The 15,349-nt window shown below is 69.1% G+C and carries 14 protein-coding genes; 4 read left to right on the plus strand and 10 right to left on the minus strand.

All coding sequences use genetic code 11. From position 1 onward, the window contains the following. Window positions 1-5: 5 nt before the first annotated feature. Window positions 6-371 (plus strand): MliC family protein, encoded by a 366-nt coding sequence (locus AC1RCS_RS20245; protein WP_218293660.1) that lies wholly within the window; start codon window positions 6-8, stop codon window positions 369-371. A gap of 345 nt (window positions 372-716) precedes the next feature. Here AC1RCS_RS20245 and AC1RCS_RS20250 read toward each other — a convergent pair whose 3' ends face one another. Next, window positions 717-1,220 carry a hypothetical protein gene (locus tag AC1RCS_RS20250; RefSeq protein ID WP_369641783.1) on the minus strand — a complete coding sequence of 168 codons (504 nt, stop codon included), beginning with the start codon at window positions 1,218-1,220 and terminating at the stop codon, window positions 717-719. Then, the gene (locus AC1RCS_RS20255; RefSeq protein WP_492245827.1) at window positions 1,204-2,043 is read right to left on the minus strand and encodes a DUF6502 family protein; all 840 of its coding nucleotides are present in this window, start codon (window positions 2,041-2,043) and stop codon (window positions 1,204-1,206) included. The genes AC1RCS_RS20250 and AC1RCS_RS20255 overlap by 17 nt, the downstream gene beginning before the upstream one ends. Before the next feature lie 152 nt (window positions 2,044-2,195). Between AC1RCS_RS20255 and AC1RCS_RS20260 the strand changes: the two genes are divergently transcribed. After that, window positions 2,196-4,223, plus strand: coding sequence for a beta-propeller domain-containing protein (locus AC1RCS_RS20260; protein WP_492245826.1), 2,028 nt, complete (start codon window positions 2,196-2,198; stop codon window positions 4,221-4,223). Between the two features lie 192 nt (window positions 4,224-4,415). On the opposite strand, the gene kynA is transcribed toward AC1RCS_RS20260, so the two are convergent. The 5 genes from kynA to AC1RCS_RS20285 form a co-directional block, all read right to left on the minus strand. Next, entirely contained in the window at window positions 4,416-5,309 is an 894-nt protein-coding gene (gene kynA / locus AC1RCS_RS20265; protein ID WP_492245825.1) for a tryptophan 2,3-dioxygenase, read from the minus strand. Window positions 5,310-5,327: 18 nt separating this feature from the next. Beyond that, entirely contained in the window at window positions 5,328-6,638 is a 1,311-nt protein-coding gene (gene kynU, locus AC1RCS_RS20270; protein WP_492245824.1) for a kynureninase, read from the minus strand. 92 nt (window positions 6,639-6,730) lie between these two features. After that, window positions 6,731-7,390: an arylformamidase gene (gene kynB, locus AC1RCS_RS20275; RefSeq protein WP_492245823.1), complete on the minus strand. Its 660-nt coding sequence runs from the start codon at window positions 7,388-7,390 to the stop codon at window positions 6,731-6,733. Window positions 7,391-7,638: 248 nt separating this feature from the next. Then, window positions 7,639-9,069, minus strand: a complete 1,431-nt coding sequence (locus AC1RCS_RS20280) for a sensor histidine kinase (RefSeq protein WP_492245822.1) — start codon at window positions 9,067-9,069, stop codon at window positions 7,639-7,641. Then, window positions 9,066-9,722: a response regulator gene (locus AC1RCS_RS20285; RefSeq protein ID WP_492245821.1), complete on the minus strand. Its 657-nt coding sequence runs from the start codon at window positions 9,720-9,722 to the stop codon at window positions 9,066-9,068. The genes AC1RCS_RS20280 and AC1RCS_RS20285 overlap by 4 nt, the downstream gene beginning before the upstream one ends. A 134-nt stretch (window positions 9,723-9,856) precedes the next feature. Here AC1RCS_RS20285 and AC1RCS_RS20290 point away from each other — a divergent pair, with 134 nt between their 5' ends. Both AC1RCS_RS20290 and AC1RCS_RS20295 read left to right on the plus strand, forming a co-directional pair. Next, a complete protein-coding gene (locus AC1RCS_RS20290) occupies window positions 9,857-11,824 on the plus strand; it encodes a S9 family peptidase (protein WP_492245820.1) in 1,968 nt (655 codons plus the stop codon). Further along, the gene (locus tag AC1RCS_RS20295) at window positions 11,812-12,180 is read left to right on the plus strand and encodes a copper-binding protein (RefSeq protein WP_492255490.1); all 369 of its coding nucleotides are present in this window, start codon (window positions 11,812-11,814) and stop codon (window positions 12,178-12,180) included. The genes AC1RCS_RS20290 and AC1RCS_RS20295 overlap by 13 nt, the downstream gene beginning before the upstream one ends. 7 nt (window positions 12,181-12,187) lie before the next feature. Here AC1RCS_RS20295 and AC1RCS_RS20300 read toward each other — a convergent pair whose 3' ends face one another. From AC1RCS_RS20300 to AC1RCS_RS20310, 3 genes are all read right to left on the minus strand, one after another. After that, entirely contained in the window at window positions 12,188-12,868 is a 681-nt protein-coding gene (locus AC1RCS_RS20300) for an HD domain-containing protein (protein WP_492245818.1), read from the minus strand. Between the two features lie 175 nt (window positions 12,869-13,043). Beyond that, window positions 13,044-13,964: an ornithine carbamoyltransferase gene (argF, locus tag AC1RCS_RS20305; protein ID WP_369641792.1), complete on the minus strand. Its 921-nt coding sequence runs from the start codon at window positions 13,962-13,964 to the stop codon at window positions 13,044-13,046. Window positions 13,965-13,987: 23 nt separating this feature from the next. Continuing rightward, window positions 13,988-15,184: an aspartate aminotransferase family protein gene (locus tag AC1RCS_RS20310; protein WP_492245817.1), complete on the minus strand. Its 1,197-nt coding sequence runs from the start codon at window positions 15,182-15,184 to the stop codon at window positions 13,988-13,990. Between the last annotated feature and the right edge of the window lie 165 nt (window positions 15,185-15,349).

Genomic DNA, 15,349 nt, shown 5'->3' on the forward strand with positions numbered 1-15,349 from the left:
GACCGATGAAGAAGATGGTTTTGCTGAGTTCAGGTGCGCTGGCGACCCTGATGCTGACGGGCTGTGCCAGCCAGCCGCCCGCCCTGCAGGCTTTCAGTGAGCCGGTGGACCGCAGCAGCATGCAGTTCGCGTGCGGTAACGGCGAAAAGGTGGAGATGCAGTTCTATCCCGAACAGGGCATGGGTGTGCTGCTGCGCAGTGGCTGGACGGTCGATCTGCCCAAGCAGGTGGCCGAGACGGGGTACGCCTACAGCAATGGCCCGACGACCGTGCTGGGCAAGGGCAACGAGCTGACCATCCAGATCGGCCACCTGGCACCGATCTGGTGCCGCAGCAGCCGCCCCATGATGGTGGCCGGCAGCGCCCGGTAGCCTTCCTTTCCGCCCCGCTTTTTTCCTCGCCTTCTCCTTCAGGCGGGGCCGCGGGGCCGGTGGCATGGCGCACGCCGGCCATCCCTGCGGTGTGCTGCGTGGCGCCCGCTCCATGTTCGTGCCCAGGGCCTGTGCGACGCCGCGGGCAGGTGCCCCGCGCGCCAGGCTCCGTGCGGCCCGGGCAATCCCCTTCCCTTGAACCCCGTACTTCGCGTGGCTGCGGCCGAAGTCCAACTATCCGGCGCGCGTGCGTGCGGGCGGATGTGATGACGGAAGGCGGGCTGCGCCGGCCGTTCGCCCGGCCTGTGCCGCCATCCGCACCGCCCCCCGCCGCCCGCCCGGCCCCTAGCTGCCGGCGGTGCACGCCTCGGGCGAGGCGGCGGCCGGGCGCTGCTCCAGCGTCAGCGGCTCCACCAGGTGGTTGCCATGGGCGTCGCGCACCGTGGCGGCCACCTCCCGGCTGTTGTCAGCCCGCGTTTCGCTGAACTGCAGCCGCAGGACCGCGGGCACGGTGCCCGTCAGCGCCAGGCCATTGTCGAAACCCGTGGTCTCCAGGGTGCCTTCCAGCACGGCCAGGCCCTGGGCGTCGATCTCCCAGGGGCCGGTGTGGATGAAGCGCCGGCAGGTGACGGTCAGCTCGACCAGCTCATCCTCCAGCCGCAGATTGACCTGGCCGCAGGTGGGACAGGGCACGCCCGCCGAGAAACCCGAGCCCGAGAAGTTGAGCACCCCGCTGATGGGCCCCGTGCCGGTTCCGCCCGTGCCGGGGCCGCAGGCGGCCAGGGCCAGCAAGGTGGCCAGTGTGAGCAGTCTGGCCCCGCGGGCCAGGCGTTCAGGAAGGACGTTCATCTTTGTCTGCGGCATAGAAGTAGCTGCCAAAGCGGGCGCGCCGGTTGCGCTCGCCGGGCGGGGTGTTGTGCTGGTCGTGGTCGTAGCGGGCCTGGGCCTCGGTCATCACCGTCTTGAACGCCTGGCGCCATGCCCTGGCCGCCACCGCATGCAGGCGCTGGGCGGACTCCTCGCTGAGCTGGTCCACGAAGACGGCCTGCTCCAGGTAGTTGTGCCCGCCTTGCAGGTTCAGGCTGGCGGCGGCCAGGTGGTCGTGCAGGTTGTCCTGCATCAGCCGCGCCATTTCCGCGAAGCCCTGGCGCGGCACGAAGCCCGCCGCCAGCAGCCGGACCTGCCCGTCCCCGCTTTCCTCGGCCATGCCCAGCCGCACCAGCTCGTCGAGCACGGCACGGGGCCGTACGTCGCTGCTGATGCCGGCCACCAGCGCACCGAAGTGGGGCGCATCGCCATTGCTGCTGCTGCTGCGGGGCAGCGCGCGGGGCTGGCCTTCGTCGTCCAGGCAATCGGCCTGGCTCAGCCAGCGCGCCGCGACCTGGCTGGCCATGCTGAGGGGGGTCTCGGCGGGCCCGTCCTCGGCGGCGGGCTCGGCCAGGCGGCCCAGGTTGCGCACGTCGCGCCGGTGCACGCCGGACATCAGGCTCAGGGCGCTGTCGGTGGCCTTCTTGCCCGTGCCCTGCAGTTCGTCCTGGGCGGCCTCCAGGAACACCTTCTTCATGGCCGCCGCGAAGGCCGGGTAGGCCACGCCATTGCGCAGCAGCAACCGCGCCAGAGGGCGCAGCACATGCAGGGCGGAAGCCAGGACGATGGCGGAGCGGGAAGGCATGCGGGTGTGGGCGCGGGGCGTGTCAGGGGCGGGTGGCCATTGTCATACGGTTGACCGGTGGAAATTTTGTGGGATATTATCCCACTTATCCAAATCGAGGCCGGTGGCGAAGGCGCCCGGGGCCCAGATCCATCCACAGGGAGAAAAATCGAATGGCATACCGAGGGTTGATGAAGAAGGTCGCGGGCGTGCCGCCCGCCTGGCTGGCCGTGGCAACGGCCGCATTCGTGTCCGGGTGCGGCGGGGGCAGCGGGGATGGCGGCGGGCCGCTCACGCCCAACGAGGCGCGGCTGCAGGTCACGCGCTCTGGCGATCTGGTGGCGTACTTCAAGGCCAAGATCGCCCAGCGTGCCGCGCTGGGCTACAGCGGCACGGCCATCACCGTGCCCACCGTGGGGGCGCTGAGCGCCGCGGGCAGCGTGGTCGCCAACACGGGCGTGCCGCTGGCCGGGCCTGCGGTGGAGGAAGACGGCCTCATCAAGGCCGAGGGCGGCATGCTCTACGGCCTGCACCGGGCCTACGCCACGGACGCGGGCCGCGAACCTCCGCGTTTCTCGACCCTGGCCCGCGCGGCCGATGGCAGCCTGAGCAACGTGGGCCGCGTCACGCTGGACGCGAAGTTCATCCCCCATGGCCTGTACGTGGCGGGCGGCGGCACGCGTGCCGCCGTGTTGTCCCAGCAGGACCCGTATGCCGACCGGCAGCCCATCGTGGCGGCGGACGCGGGCATCACCGTGATGCCCGAATACAGCCGCATGCTGTCGCTGGACCTGTTCTCGGTCGGCAAGGACGCGGCCCCGATGCAGCTCAAGCAGATGCGCATCGACGGGCTGCTGGTGGGCAGCCGCCTGATTGGCAACACGCTGTACCTGGTCACCACCTGGTCGCCCGACCTTCTGCGCTTCAACGTGCCTGCCGGGGCTTCGGCATCGGCCGTGGAGGCCGCGCTGAAGGACCTGAACACCGCCGCGCTGATTCCGACCCTGCGCGTGGACGGCGGCCAGCCCCAGCCGCTGGTGAACGAAGCCGACTGCCTGGTGCAGACGGGCAATGCCTCGCTGTCGCTGCAGCTCACTTCCATCACGGCCATCGACCTGGCGTCATCGAACCTGGCGCGCACGAGCCGGTGCTTCGCGGGGGGCAGCGAGGCGGTGCACCTGGGCGCGCGCAGCGTGTACGTGGCCAGCTCGCGCCAGTACCGCTATGGCGGCGACGTGATCAACACCGTGTTCCCGGCGGGCAGCCGCACCGACATCCACAAGTTCACCTTCCGGGGCGCGCAGGTGGACTACGACGCATCGGGCAGCGTGGACGGCCACCTGGGCTGGGACCTGCGCCGCATGCCGTCGCGCCTGAACGAGCACCAGAACGACCTGCGCGTGCTGACCTTCACGGGCGCGGCGGGCCAAAGCGGCATGCCGCCGGTGACCATCCAGGCGCAGCAGGCCTCGCCCGCGCTGCTGACGGTGCTGCGCGACAGTGGCAGCGACAGCCGCCTGAGCGTGCAGGCCAAGCTGGCCCTCAAGCCGCGCACGGCACGCGGCGACCAGCAGGTGGACACCGTGTTCTTCGCGGGCCCACGGGCCTATGCCACCACCTTCGCCGCGGCCGAGCCCGTGTGGGTGCTCGACCTGGCCAGCCCGGCGAACCCCACGGTGGCGGGCGAGCTGGCGGCTGGCGGCCATGCGGACCACCTGGTCCCGCTGCCCGGCGGGCTGCTGCTGGGCGTGGGCAAGGACAGCACGCTCGGCGGCACGGCCGAGGGCATCCAGCTTGCGCTGTTTGACGTGCGCAACCCGGCGCAGGGCCGGCGGCTGGCGGCCGGGAAGCTGGGTGGCCGTGGCAGCATCACCACGCTCGACAGCACGCGCCCCGTGCTCGACGTGCAGGCCCTGGACACCCGGGTGCGCCTGGCGTTTCCCGCCCGGGTCTACCAGGCCCCGACGGCCGCCGGCACATCGCCTGCGCTACGGGGCTACCAGGGGGCCGCACGGCTGGAAGTGAACACCAGCGCCGGCACGCTGGCGCTGCGCTCCATGGCCGTCTCCACGCCCATCCTGAACGGCGACACGCCCGAGCTCCACCAGCGTTTCGACATCACCAGCGAGCGCAGCCTGCAGGTGGACAACGCCGCCTACCAGCTCTCGGGCGGGCAGGTGTTCACCAAGGTGGGGGACTGAAGGCGGCGCCAGATGAACGTCCCGGCGCGGCCAGTGGCGGGCTGGGCGGGGACGCGTGCTCAAGGGAGAAAAAACTACAAAAATAATAGCTGCCAGCGCTTGTGTGGAAAGCGCTGCCGGCATCTCGAAGGCCTGTCCGCCAGGGGGCGGCAGGCTTCTTTTTTGCGTGCTGGCAGGCCCGTGCCCCGCTGCTCAGAGGTCCGTGCGTAGCTTCCAGATCTCGGGGAACAGCACCACGTCCAGCATCTTGCGCAGGTAGCTCACGCCGCCGGTGCCGCCCGTGCCGCGCTTGAAGCCGATCACGCGCTCCACGGTGGTCACATGCCGGAAGCGCCACAGGCGGAATGCGTCTTCCAGGTCGGTGAGTTCCTCGCCCAGCTGGTACAGGTCCCAGTGCTCCTTGGGGTTGCGGTACACCACCAGCCAGGCCTGCTCCACTCCGTCGCTTTCCGCGTAGGGCTGGGTCCAGTCGCGCTCCAGGTGGCTGGCGGGCACGGGGATGCCGCGGCGCGCCAGCAGGCGCAGGGCTTCGTCGTACAGCGAGGGCGCCTCGTACGCGGCCTGCACCTGGGCCAGTAGGTCGGCGCGGTGCTCGTGGGGCTTGAGCATGGCGCGGTTCTTGTTGCCCAGGGCGAACTCGATGCTGCGGTACTGGTAGCTCTGAAAGCCGCTGGACTGGCCCAGGTACGGGCGCATGGCGGTGTATTCGGGCGGCGTCATGGTGGCCAGCACGTCCCAGGCGTGCACCAGCTGCTCCATGATCTTGGAGACGCGCGCCAGCATCTTGAAGGCCATCTGCAACTCGTCGTTGGCGATGTGCGCAATGGCCGCGCGCAGCTCGTGCAGCATGAGCTTCATCCACAGCTCGCTGGTCTGGTGCTGCACGATGAACAGCATCTCGTCGTGCGCGGGCGAGAGCGGCTTTTGCGCGGTGAGGATGGCGTCGAGCTGCAGGTAGTCGCCGTAGCTCATCGACTGGCTGAAGTCGAGCTGGGCGCGTTCCTCGTGCACGATGGACTCGGGCAGGGGCGTGGCGGACGCTGCGCTGGCAGCGCCTTGCGACGGGGTTTGCGAGAAGGGGCACATGGTCAATCTCCTTCCCGGTCAGGTCACGGCGTGCGTCTGGTTGAACTCGGGCTTTTGCCAGTCGCCGCTCTCCAGCACCTGGCGCAGGTGCTCCACGGCATTCCACACGTCTTCAAAGCCCAGGTACAGCGGCGTGAAGCCAAAGCGCAGGATGTCCTTGTGCGGGCCCTGGCCGCCGTCCCCCTTGCGGAAGTCGCCGATCACGCCGCGCGCGATCAGCGCCTGCACGATGGCATAGGCGCCGCTGCCCTGGCCGTTGACGCCCGCGCCCTCGTCGCGCGTCAGGCACACCTGCGAGCCGCGCCGGGCATGGTCGCGCGGCGTGGCCAGGCCCAGGCCGTTGCCCGCGCAGCGTTCTTCCACGAGCTGTATGAACAGGTCGGTGAGTGCCAGCGACTTGGTGCGCAGCGCGGCCATGCCGCCCAGCGCCTGCGCGGCCGTGAACACGTCCAGCCCACACTGCAGCGCCGACAGGCTGATGATGGGCTGCGTGCCGCACAGGTAGCGCGTGATGCCGGGTGCAGGCTGGTAGTCGGGCGTGAACTGAAACGGCGCCGCGTGGCCCCACCAGCCCGACAGCGGCTGCCAGAAGCGGTCGGCGTGGCGCGGGTGCACCCACACGAAGGCCGGTGCGCCGGGGCCGCCATTCAGGTACTTGTAGCCGCATCCGATGGAAAAATCTGCACCCGCGCCGTTCAGATCGACGGGCACCGCGCCTGCGCTGTGCGCCAGGTCCCACACGCACAGGATGCCCTGGGCATGCGCTGCGGCCGTGATGGCGGCCATGTCGTGCATGGCGCCGGTGCGGTAGTTCACGTGGGTGAGCATCAGCACGGCCACGTCGGGGGCCAGCGCGGCGGCGATCTCCTCGGGCTCCACCAGCACCAGCTCCAGACCGCGCTCCTTGCACAGGCCCTCGGCGATGTACAGGTCGGTGGGGAAGTTGCTGCGCTCGCTCACGACGCGCTTGCGCGCCGGGCCGTCCTCGCGGGCGATTTTCAGCGCCGCGCTCAGCACCTTGTACAGGTTGATCGAGGTGCTGTCGGTGCACACCACTTCGTTCGGGCCCGCGCCGATCAGCGGGGCCAGCTGGTTGCCCAGGCGCTGGGGCAGATCGAACCAGCTGGCGGTGTTCCAGGATTTGATGAGGTCCGTGCCCCACTCGCGCGTCACCACATCGGCCACGCGGGCTGCCGCGGCCTTGGGGGCCACGCCCAGCGAGTTGCCGTCCAGGTAGATCACGCCCGGGGGCAGGGTGAAGTGCCCGCGCAGCGGGGCGAGGGGGTCTTGCGCATCGAGGGCGCGGCAGTCTTGTGCGGTGAGGGTCATGGTGGCAGGTGGATGGTTTGCTTCTGTTTTGATAGCTATTGGCGCTTGTCCATCAAGCGGTAGTGGCCAAAAAGGCTTGAAAATGCGGTGGTTCAGGCCAGCCGCCGCAGCACGGCGCGCACCGGCGATGCGTCGGCGGTGGCGAGCCTGAGCGGCAGGGCGATGAGCTCGTAGTCGCCTTCGGGCACCTCGTCGAGCACCAGGTTTTCGAGCACGCGCAGGCCGCGGCGGCGAATGACCTGGTGGCTGTCGAGCGTCTTGCTGTCCGCCGGGTCGATGCTGGCGGTGTCGATGCCCACCAGCAGCACGCCCAGGTCGGCCAGCCGCTCGATGGTGCCGGGGGCATAGGCCGCCAGCGCGCCATCCCAGCGGTCCACCGGCATGTGTTCGTAGGTGCGCACCAGCACGCGCTGGGGCAGGGTGGCGTCCACCGCGTGCGCGATGTGGTCCCAGGTGATGAGCGGCCCGCGCGCGATGGCGTGGATCACGCGGCAGGGGCCCAGGAAGGCGTCGAGCGGCACGTCGCCGATGCTGGCGCCATGCTCGTCGTAGTGCAGGGGCGCATCGGCATGCGCGCCCACGTGGGGCGACAGCGTGATGGCGCTCACGTTCACCGGGCAGCCGGGCCCGATGGTGGCGCACCACTGCTGGCTGTAGGCCGTATCGCCCGGGAACACGGGGCTGCCAGCGTGCACGGGCGGCGAAATGTCCCAGAGCCTGCGGGCTGTGGAAGAAGAGGGGCTGGTTGGCATGGGACAAAGTTTGCATGTCCCGCAAAAACCATGGTGTCGGTTATTTCCAACACCTTTGGCATTTTGTTGAAGCCTAAACGATCTGCGTGGCAGGCTTGGAAGATCGGCCCTGCCGCCAGCGGCGGCAGCCCGTGCCGCGTGCGCGCCCGGTGGCTCTGGCCTGGAACCCCCCGGCAGGGCGACGGGCGCCCTGCGCAGATGCCGCAGGCGGCCGGATGCGCCTGGCGGGGCGGCCCAGGAAGGACCTGTCAGGCAGCGCGCGGGAGGGGAATGCCGACGAAAAAGCCCACGCCCCGGCCATTCAGGCCGTCCCCCAGCCGCACCTGCCCGCCCATGCGCAGCACGGCCTGCCGCACGATGGCCAGGCCCAGCCCCGAGCCGTTGGCGGCATGCCCCAGGCCCCGGTAGAAACGCTCGAACACCCGGCTGCGCTCGGCGGCGGGAATGCCCGGCCCGTCGTCCTGCACCGCCAGGTGGAGCTCGCCGGCTTCCTCGCGCAGGGTGAGCGACACGCTGCCGCCCGACTCGGCATAGCGCACGGCGTTGTCGATGAGGTTGTGCGCGATGGATTCGAAGGCGGGCAGGTCGAGCCGCGCGGGCAGGCTGTCGGGCGCGTCCAGCGACAGCTCGATCTGCCGCGCCATCGCCTGCGGCGCGGCCTGTGCGAGCGCGGCGCGCAGCCACTGCGCCACGTCCAGGTCGCGCGGTGCGGGGCGCTGCGCCTCGTCGAGCGCGGCCAGGTCCAGCAGCTGCTGCGCCAGGTGCGAGGTGCGGGCAATGGCCTGCTCCAGGTGCGCCTGGGCCTGCGTGCGTTCGTCCTCGCTCTGCGAGCGCGCCATCACATGGGCCTGCGCCGTGATCACGGCCAGCGGCGTGCGGATCTCGTGCGCGGCATCCTGCACGAAGGCCCGCTCGCGCTCGACCTTCTGGCGCAGCTGGGCGAAGAGGTGGTCCAGCGACTGTTCCAGCGGCTTGAGCTCGCGGTGCCGCGCGTTGAAGCCCACGGGCTTCAGGTCGTCGGTGTTGCGCTGTGCGATGCGCCGGGCGAGTTGCTGCAGGGGGCGCAGGCCATTGCGCACCGACAGCCAGACGGGCAGCAGCACGAAGGGCGAGGCCAGCAGCAGATAGGGCACCAGCGCACGGCCGTTGTACTGCAGGAAGTTGGAGTCCGTGCGTTTGGGCTCGATCACCCGCAAGGCCCAGCGCGCGTTGTGGCCCGTGTAGATGCGGTAGACGGTGCCGCCCAGACGGGCCTCCGTGATCACGCCCACCGCTTCTGGCGTGGCGGGCGGCGGCGTCAACGGTTGCAGTCCGGGCGATGCGAATACCGGCTGGCCGGTGGCGGCGTCTTTCAGTTCATGCAGCAATGTGCCGGGCAGCAGGCCGATCTGGCGGCGGCGGATGTTGGTCCAGTGGTCGGTCGAGGCCAGAGCGGCGGAGGCTTGCGAACGGTCCGTGAGGTGAGCCAGCGAGTCCAGCACCGCGTCGCCATACTTCTGCAGGCCCGGGTCATAGGTGATGGCCTGCTTGTAGTTGACGTAGTTGTAGCCGAGCAGGACAACCCACACCAGGACGAAGGCCACCATGACCGAGATCACGCTGCGGCGCACCAGCGTGGGCTCCGCCAGCCTGGTCCAGGCGGTGTGCAGCTTGCGGGGAAGGGAGATGGGGCGGGTCATGCCTGCAGCAGATAGCCCACCCCGCGCACGGTGCGGATCAGCTCCGGCCCGATCTTGCGGCGCAGGTTGGACACGTGCACTTCGATGGCGCCGAAATCCACCGGCTCGCCCAGCGGGTCCAGCCGCTGGGCGAGCACGCCCTTGGGCACCACGGCGCCGGGCTCGCGCGCCAGCTCCAGCAGCAGCTGGAACTCGCGCGGCGACAGATCCAGCGGCTCGCCGCCGCGCCGCGCCTGGTGGCGCCGGGGCTCGACCACCAGCTCGCCCAGCACCCAGCGCTCGCTGGCCTGCCGCGCGCTGCGGCGCAGCACCGCACGGATGCGCGACATCAGCTCGGCCGTGGCGAAGGGCTTGATCACGAAGTCGTCCGCGCCGCCGTCCAGCCCCGTCAGCCGGTCCTCGACCGCCGAGCGCGCGGTGATCACGATGATGGGCACCTGCTGGCCCTGCGCGCGCCAGCGGGCGAGCAGGTCGAACCCGCTGCCGTCGGGCAGGGTCAGGTCCAGCAGCACGCAGTCGATGGTGTTTGCGTCCACCGTGGCCGGCGCATCCACGGCGCGGCGCAGCCATTCGCTGGTCAGGCCCTCGACCTTGAGCGCGGACTGCAGCGCGCGGCCCAGGTCGAGGTCGTCTTCGATGAGCAGGATGTGCATGGGAGGCATTGTGGGGGCTGGCAATGCGCGGCGGCCTGTAGCGCGCGCGATCGGCGGGCCTTCTTTGGCGTGCCTTAAGCTGGGCTCTTTCACAATCCCAAGCACATCAACAAGCAATATCGGGAGCGGGTGGCATGCAAATGAAACGGTTCTGCACATGGGCAGGTCTGGCGGTGTGTGCACTGTGGCTGGCGGGTTGCGCCAGTGGCCCTGCGCACCCTGCGCTGGTGGGCGGTCAGTTGCCCGATCTGGTGCCGGTGCGCGACTTCGTGGCCAGCCGGCAGTCCACCGGTGGTTACCGGGTGTCGCCGGACGGCCAGCGCATCGCCTGGTTCGGCGTGGATGGCGTGGTGCCCGCGATCTGGGTGCAGCCTATCGACGGTGGCAGTGCCAAGGCCTTCCGCATCCGGGCCCGATCTATCCGCTTCAGCGCAGACAGCCGCTGGCTGGGCATCACGGCCGACCTCACGGGCGATGAGAACACGCGCATCTTTGCGGGCGAAGTGGAGGGCCCCGGCACGGACTTGCGCGAGCTGATGCCGGCGCCCCGTTCGGTGGCGCATTTTGTGGACGCCGTGGAGGGCACTGCCGACTTCACCGTCACCTCCAACCAGCGCGACAAGAAAGTCTTCGACCTGTACCGGGTCAGCGCTGCAGGCGGCGCGCCGGTGCTGCTGGCCACCAACCCTGGCAACGTCAACTGGTGGGGCGTGGACCCGGGTGGCCAGCTGCGGGCGCGCGCGCAGTTGCGCGGCGACGAGGCCCTGCTGGAGCGTCCAGGCACGGAGCCCGGCAGCTGGGTCACCGTGGCGCAGCGCAGCCGCTGGGACACCCTGAGCATCTTTGGCCTGCACGACGAGGGGCGCAAGGCGTGGGCTCTGTCCAACCGTGGCCGCGACAAGCTGGCGCTGGTGCGGCTCGACATGATCACCGGCGCCGAGGATGAGTTGTTCGCATCGCCCGATGTGGACCTGGACAGCGTAACGCTGAGCCGCCGAACGCGCGAGCCTTTGGTGGCCAACTTCATGCCAGGCTACCCGGCGCGCCAGGTGTTCGACCCCGCGTTGGCCGCGCGGCTGTCCGCACTGGCGGGCGAACAGTCGGCAGAGGTGTTCGTGACCAGCATGGACCGCACCGACACCGTGTTGACGGTAGCTGTCTCCACGGACCGCGGCACGCGCAGCTATCTGCTGCGCGAAGGGCACGAGCCACGGTTCCTCGGGGAAAACCGCCTGAGCCTGATTGCCAAGGACCTGGCACCGACCAGGCCCATCACCTACACCGCTCGCGACGGCCTGACGGTCCACGGATACCTCACGCTGCCGCAGGGCGTGGCGCAGCAAAGCTTGCCGATGGTGCTGCTGGTGCATGGCGGTCCCTGGGCGCGCGACCGCTGGGGCGATGGGGCCACAAGCCGTGCGATGCAGCAGTTCCTTGCCAACCGGGGCTATGCCGTGCTGCAGGTCAACTACCGTGGCTCCAGCGGCTATGGCCGCTCCCACATGGAAAAGGCCAGGGGCGAATTCGCGGGACGCATGCACGATGACCTAGTGGACGGCGTGCGCTGGGCCGTGGAGCAGGGCGTGGCCGACCCGACGCGCGTGGCGATCTACGGCGCGAGCTACGGCGGCTACTCGGCGCTGGTCGGCGCGACCTTTACCCCTGAGGTCTTTGCCTGCGCCGTGGACGTGGTGGGCGTGACGGACATCGCCCGGCTGCTGGAGGCCGCGCCGCCCTATTGGGAGCTGGGCCTGCCCTGGTGGCATCGCTATGTGGGCAATCCGGCCGTGCCGGAGGACCGCGCCCGCATGGATGCCAAGTCGCCCCTGTACCGCGCCGAGCATGCGCAAAAGCCCATCCTCGTCATGCATGGCGTGAACGACCCCCGGGTGAAGCTGGATCAGTCCGAACGGATGGTGGCCGCACTGCGCAAGGCGGGCAAGGAGGTGGACTACGTCACCTTCACCGGCGACGGCCATGGCAACCAGAAGTGGAGCAACAACCTCACCATGTACCGCAAGACCGAAGACTTCCTGGCCCAATGCCTGGGCGGGCGCACGGGTGGGTTCGACTACTACCAGCTGGGCGCGTGGGCGTTTTGACCATGCCGCGCGGTGCCTGGGTTCTGACGGTGTGGGCGATGATCGGTGCTGGCGCTGCCGCCGCGCAGGCGGCTGATCAAGGTTCCACGGAAGCGGTCTACACGCGGGCGCGTGTGGTGTCCGTGGACCGCGAAAGCGGGAGCGGCGGCAAGAAGCTGTATGTGCGCCTGAAGTTGCTGCCCCGCGCGAAGATTCCGTTCGCGACGCAGACCTTTCGGGTCGTCGACGCAAGCCTTCTGGCCGGCATCTCCGAGGGCGCATGGGTCAGGTTTCAGGCCCGGCGCGTGGACGGTGAAAACACGCTGACCGCCATCTACATTGCTGACGAGTGCAAGCGATTCGAACCCTGCGACTGATGGGGGCTCAGGCGTAGAGCGTTCCCGCTCGCAGGGCTGCCAAGGCGTTGCTTAGGTTGATGCGCGCCTGCGCTTCATGGCGTTCATGGAACCATTCCGTGCCATAGATTCGCGGCCGCTCCAGAAACCCCTGCAGCACCGCGCTGCGCCCCGCTACATAGCGTGGCCAGCGCACGAAGAAGTACTCACGCCGCACGTTGCGCTCGAACTGGCGGTACACCGCATCGCTCTGGCCGAGGATGGCCAGGTCGATGTCGACAACCCATTGCGCATCACCGGCCAGCGCGCCGGGGTTGTGGCGGGTGTCGAGGATGTGCTGGTGCACGCGCAGGACCATGGGCTCGGGCAGGTTCTGGCTGCGCAGGAAGCGCATGGCCCCGTCGGCACTGCGCTCCTCGTTGTGCTTGCTCCACGGCCAATAGATCGCGTCATGGAACCACAGGGCGAGGGCGGTGGCATGGGGGTCTTGCAGGGCACCGGGCTGCTGGTCCTGCACGGCCTGCAGGTGCCGCAGGCAGGCCCACAGGTGCGTGGTGTCGTGGTACGCGCGGGGCCAGTGGGCCCAGCCCAGGATGAGGCGCCGGCCCTCGGCGCGCCAGGCGGGGGTGTCGCGGCCCAGCGACTGGCCCAGCGCGTTCCAGTGCGCCTGCAGTTCGGCGCCATGGACGGGCTGGCGGCGCCAGGGCATGGTGGAGAAGTGGATCAGGCCACGCGGCCGAGCAAAAGGTACTCCATGAGTGCCTTTTGCACGTGCATCCTGTTGTGGCTTCGGCGCGCGGCCTGCGGCCGCTTCACGTCCGCTGTGCGGACATGAGCCTGCGCCGAAACAGGCTGCCGGCGCGGGCGCGCCACCGGATCGCATGTCATGCAATCCGGCCGAGCAAAAGGTACTCCATGAGTGCCTTTTGCACGTGCATCCTGTTTTCTGCCTCGTCCCACACCACGGACTGCGGCCCATCGATCACGTCGGCCTCGACTTCTTCGCCCCGGTGGGCGGGCAGGCAGTGCATGAACAGGGCGTCCGGCTTGGCGGCGGCCATCATTTCGGCGTCCACGCACCAGTCGGCGAAGGCTTTCTTGCGCTCTTCGTTCTCGGCCTCGTAGCCCATGCTGGTCCACACGTCGGTGGTCACCAGGTCGGCGCCTTGGCAGGCTTCCAGCGGGTTGCTAAAGAATTGATAGCTGCCAGCGCTGATCCCGCCTGCGCCAGCGGCCAGTTTCTCATCCACTTCGTAGCCGCGCGGCGTGCTCACGTGCACCTTGAAGCCCAGCAGCGATGCCGCCTGCAGCCAGGTGTTGGCCATGTTGTTGCCATCGCCCACCCAGGCCACGGTCTTGCCCTTGATGGCGCCGCGGTGCTCGATGAAGGTGAAGATGTCGGCCAGGATCTGGCAGGGGTGGTATTCGTTGGTCAGGCCATTGATGACCGGCACGCGCGAGTTGGCGGCAAAGCGCTCGATCTTGGCCTGCTCGTAGGTGCGGATCATCACCAGGTCGACCATGCGGCTGATGACCTTGGCACTGTCCTCGATGGGCTCGGCGCGGCCCAGCTGGCTGTCGCCCGTGGTCAGGTGCACCACGGAGCCGCCCAGCTGGTACATGCCGGCCTCGAAGCTCACGCGCGTGCGCGTGCTGGCCTTCTCGAAGATCATGGCCAGCGTGCGGTCCACCAGCGGGTGGTGCTTTTCGTAGGCCTTGAATTTCTTCTTGATGAGCGCGGCGCGCTCGAACAGGTAGGCGTATTCGTCGGCGGTGAGGTCGTTGAACTGCAGGTAATGTTTCATGGATGCAATGTATCGCGGCGGGCCTATTCGGCCAGGATGGCCTTGACCAGCGGGGTCAGCTTGGCGACGATCTCGTCGGCCTCGGCGGTGGTGAGGATCAGCGGCGGCACCAGGCGGATCACGCTGTCGGCCGTGACCGACAGCAGCAGGCCCGCCTCGGCCGCGCGGCCAATCAGCGCGCCGCAGGGCTTGGCAAGCTCGATGCCCAGCATCAGGCCCTGGCCGCGAATCTCCTTCACGCCGGGCAGGCTGCCCAGCTCGCGCTGCAGCGCCGCGCGCAGGTGGTCGCCCACGGTGACGGCGTTGTGCAGCAGGCCGTCCTCTTCCATGATGCGGATGGTCTCGACCCCGGCGCGCATCGCCAGCGGGTTGCCGCCGAAGGTGGTGCCGTGGTTGCCGGGCTGCAGCACGTTGGCGGCCTTGGGGCCGGCCACCACCGCGCCGATCGGCACGCCCGAGCCCAGGCCCTTGGCCAGGGGCATCACGTCGGGCACGATGCCCGCCCATTGGTGGGCGAACCACTTGCCGGTGCGGCCCATGCCGCACTGCACTTCGTCGATCATCATGAGCCAGCCACGCTCGTTGCACAGCTTGCGCAGCTGCTGCAGGTATTCGATGCGCATCGGGTTGATGCCGCCTTCGCCCTGGATGGTCTCGAAGAACACGGCCACCACGTTGGGGTTGCCTTCGGTGGCCTTCCTGATGGCTTCGATGTCGTTCGGCGGCACGCGGATGAAGCCTTCCACCAGCGGGCCGAAGCCGCTGTAGATCTTGGGGTTGCCCGTGGCCGACATGGTGGCGATAGAGCGGCCGTGGAAGGCCTTCTCGTACACCACGATCTCGGGCTTGGCGATGCCCTTGTCCACGCCGAACTTGCGGGCGATCTTCAGGGCCGCCTCATTGGCCTCCAGGCCCGAGTTGCAGAAGAACACGTTCTGCATGCCCGACAGCTCCACCAGCTTGGCCGCGAGCTGTTCCTGCAGCGGCACGTGGTAGTAGTTGGAGGTGTGGATCAGCTTGGTGATCTGGTCCTGCAGCGCGGGCACGAGCTTGGCGTGGTTGTGGCCCAGGGTGTTCACGGCGATGCCGCCCAGGCCGTCCAGGTATTCCTTGCCGTTCACGTCCCAGACTCGGCTGCCCTGGCCACGGGCCAGCGCGATGGGTACGCGGCCATAGGTGTTCATCACGTGGGGCGAAGCTGCCGGGGTGGTGGCGGTCATGCAGAAATCTCCTGACGGTACGGTGATGGGCTGCCCTTGAGGGATCGAAGCCCGAGAAAGCGAAGCACGATTCTAGGGGGAGCACGATGAACGGCTGTTGACGATTGCGCATTACTGCAATGCGGCGCGGCCCACGCTGTTTCGGGGCCTGATCCGGAGTCCAGC

It is taken from the genome of Acidovorax sp. GW823-FHT01C06, from assembly GCF_058798375.1.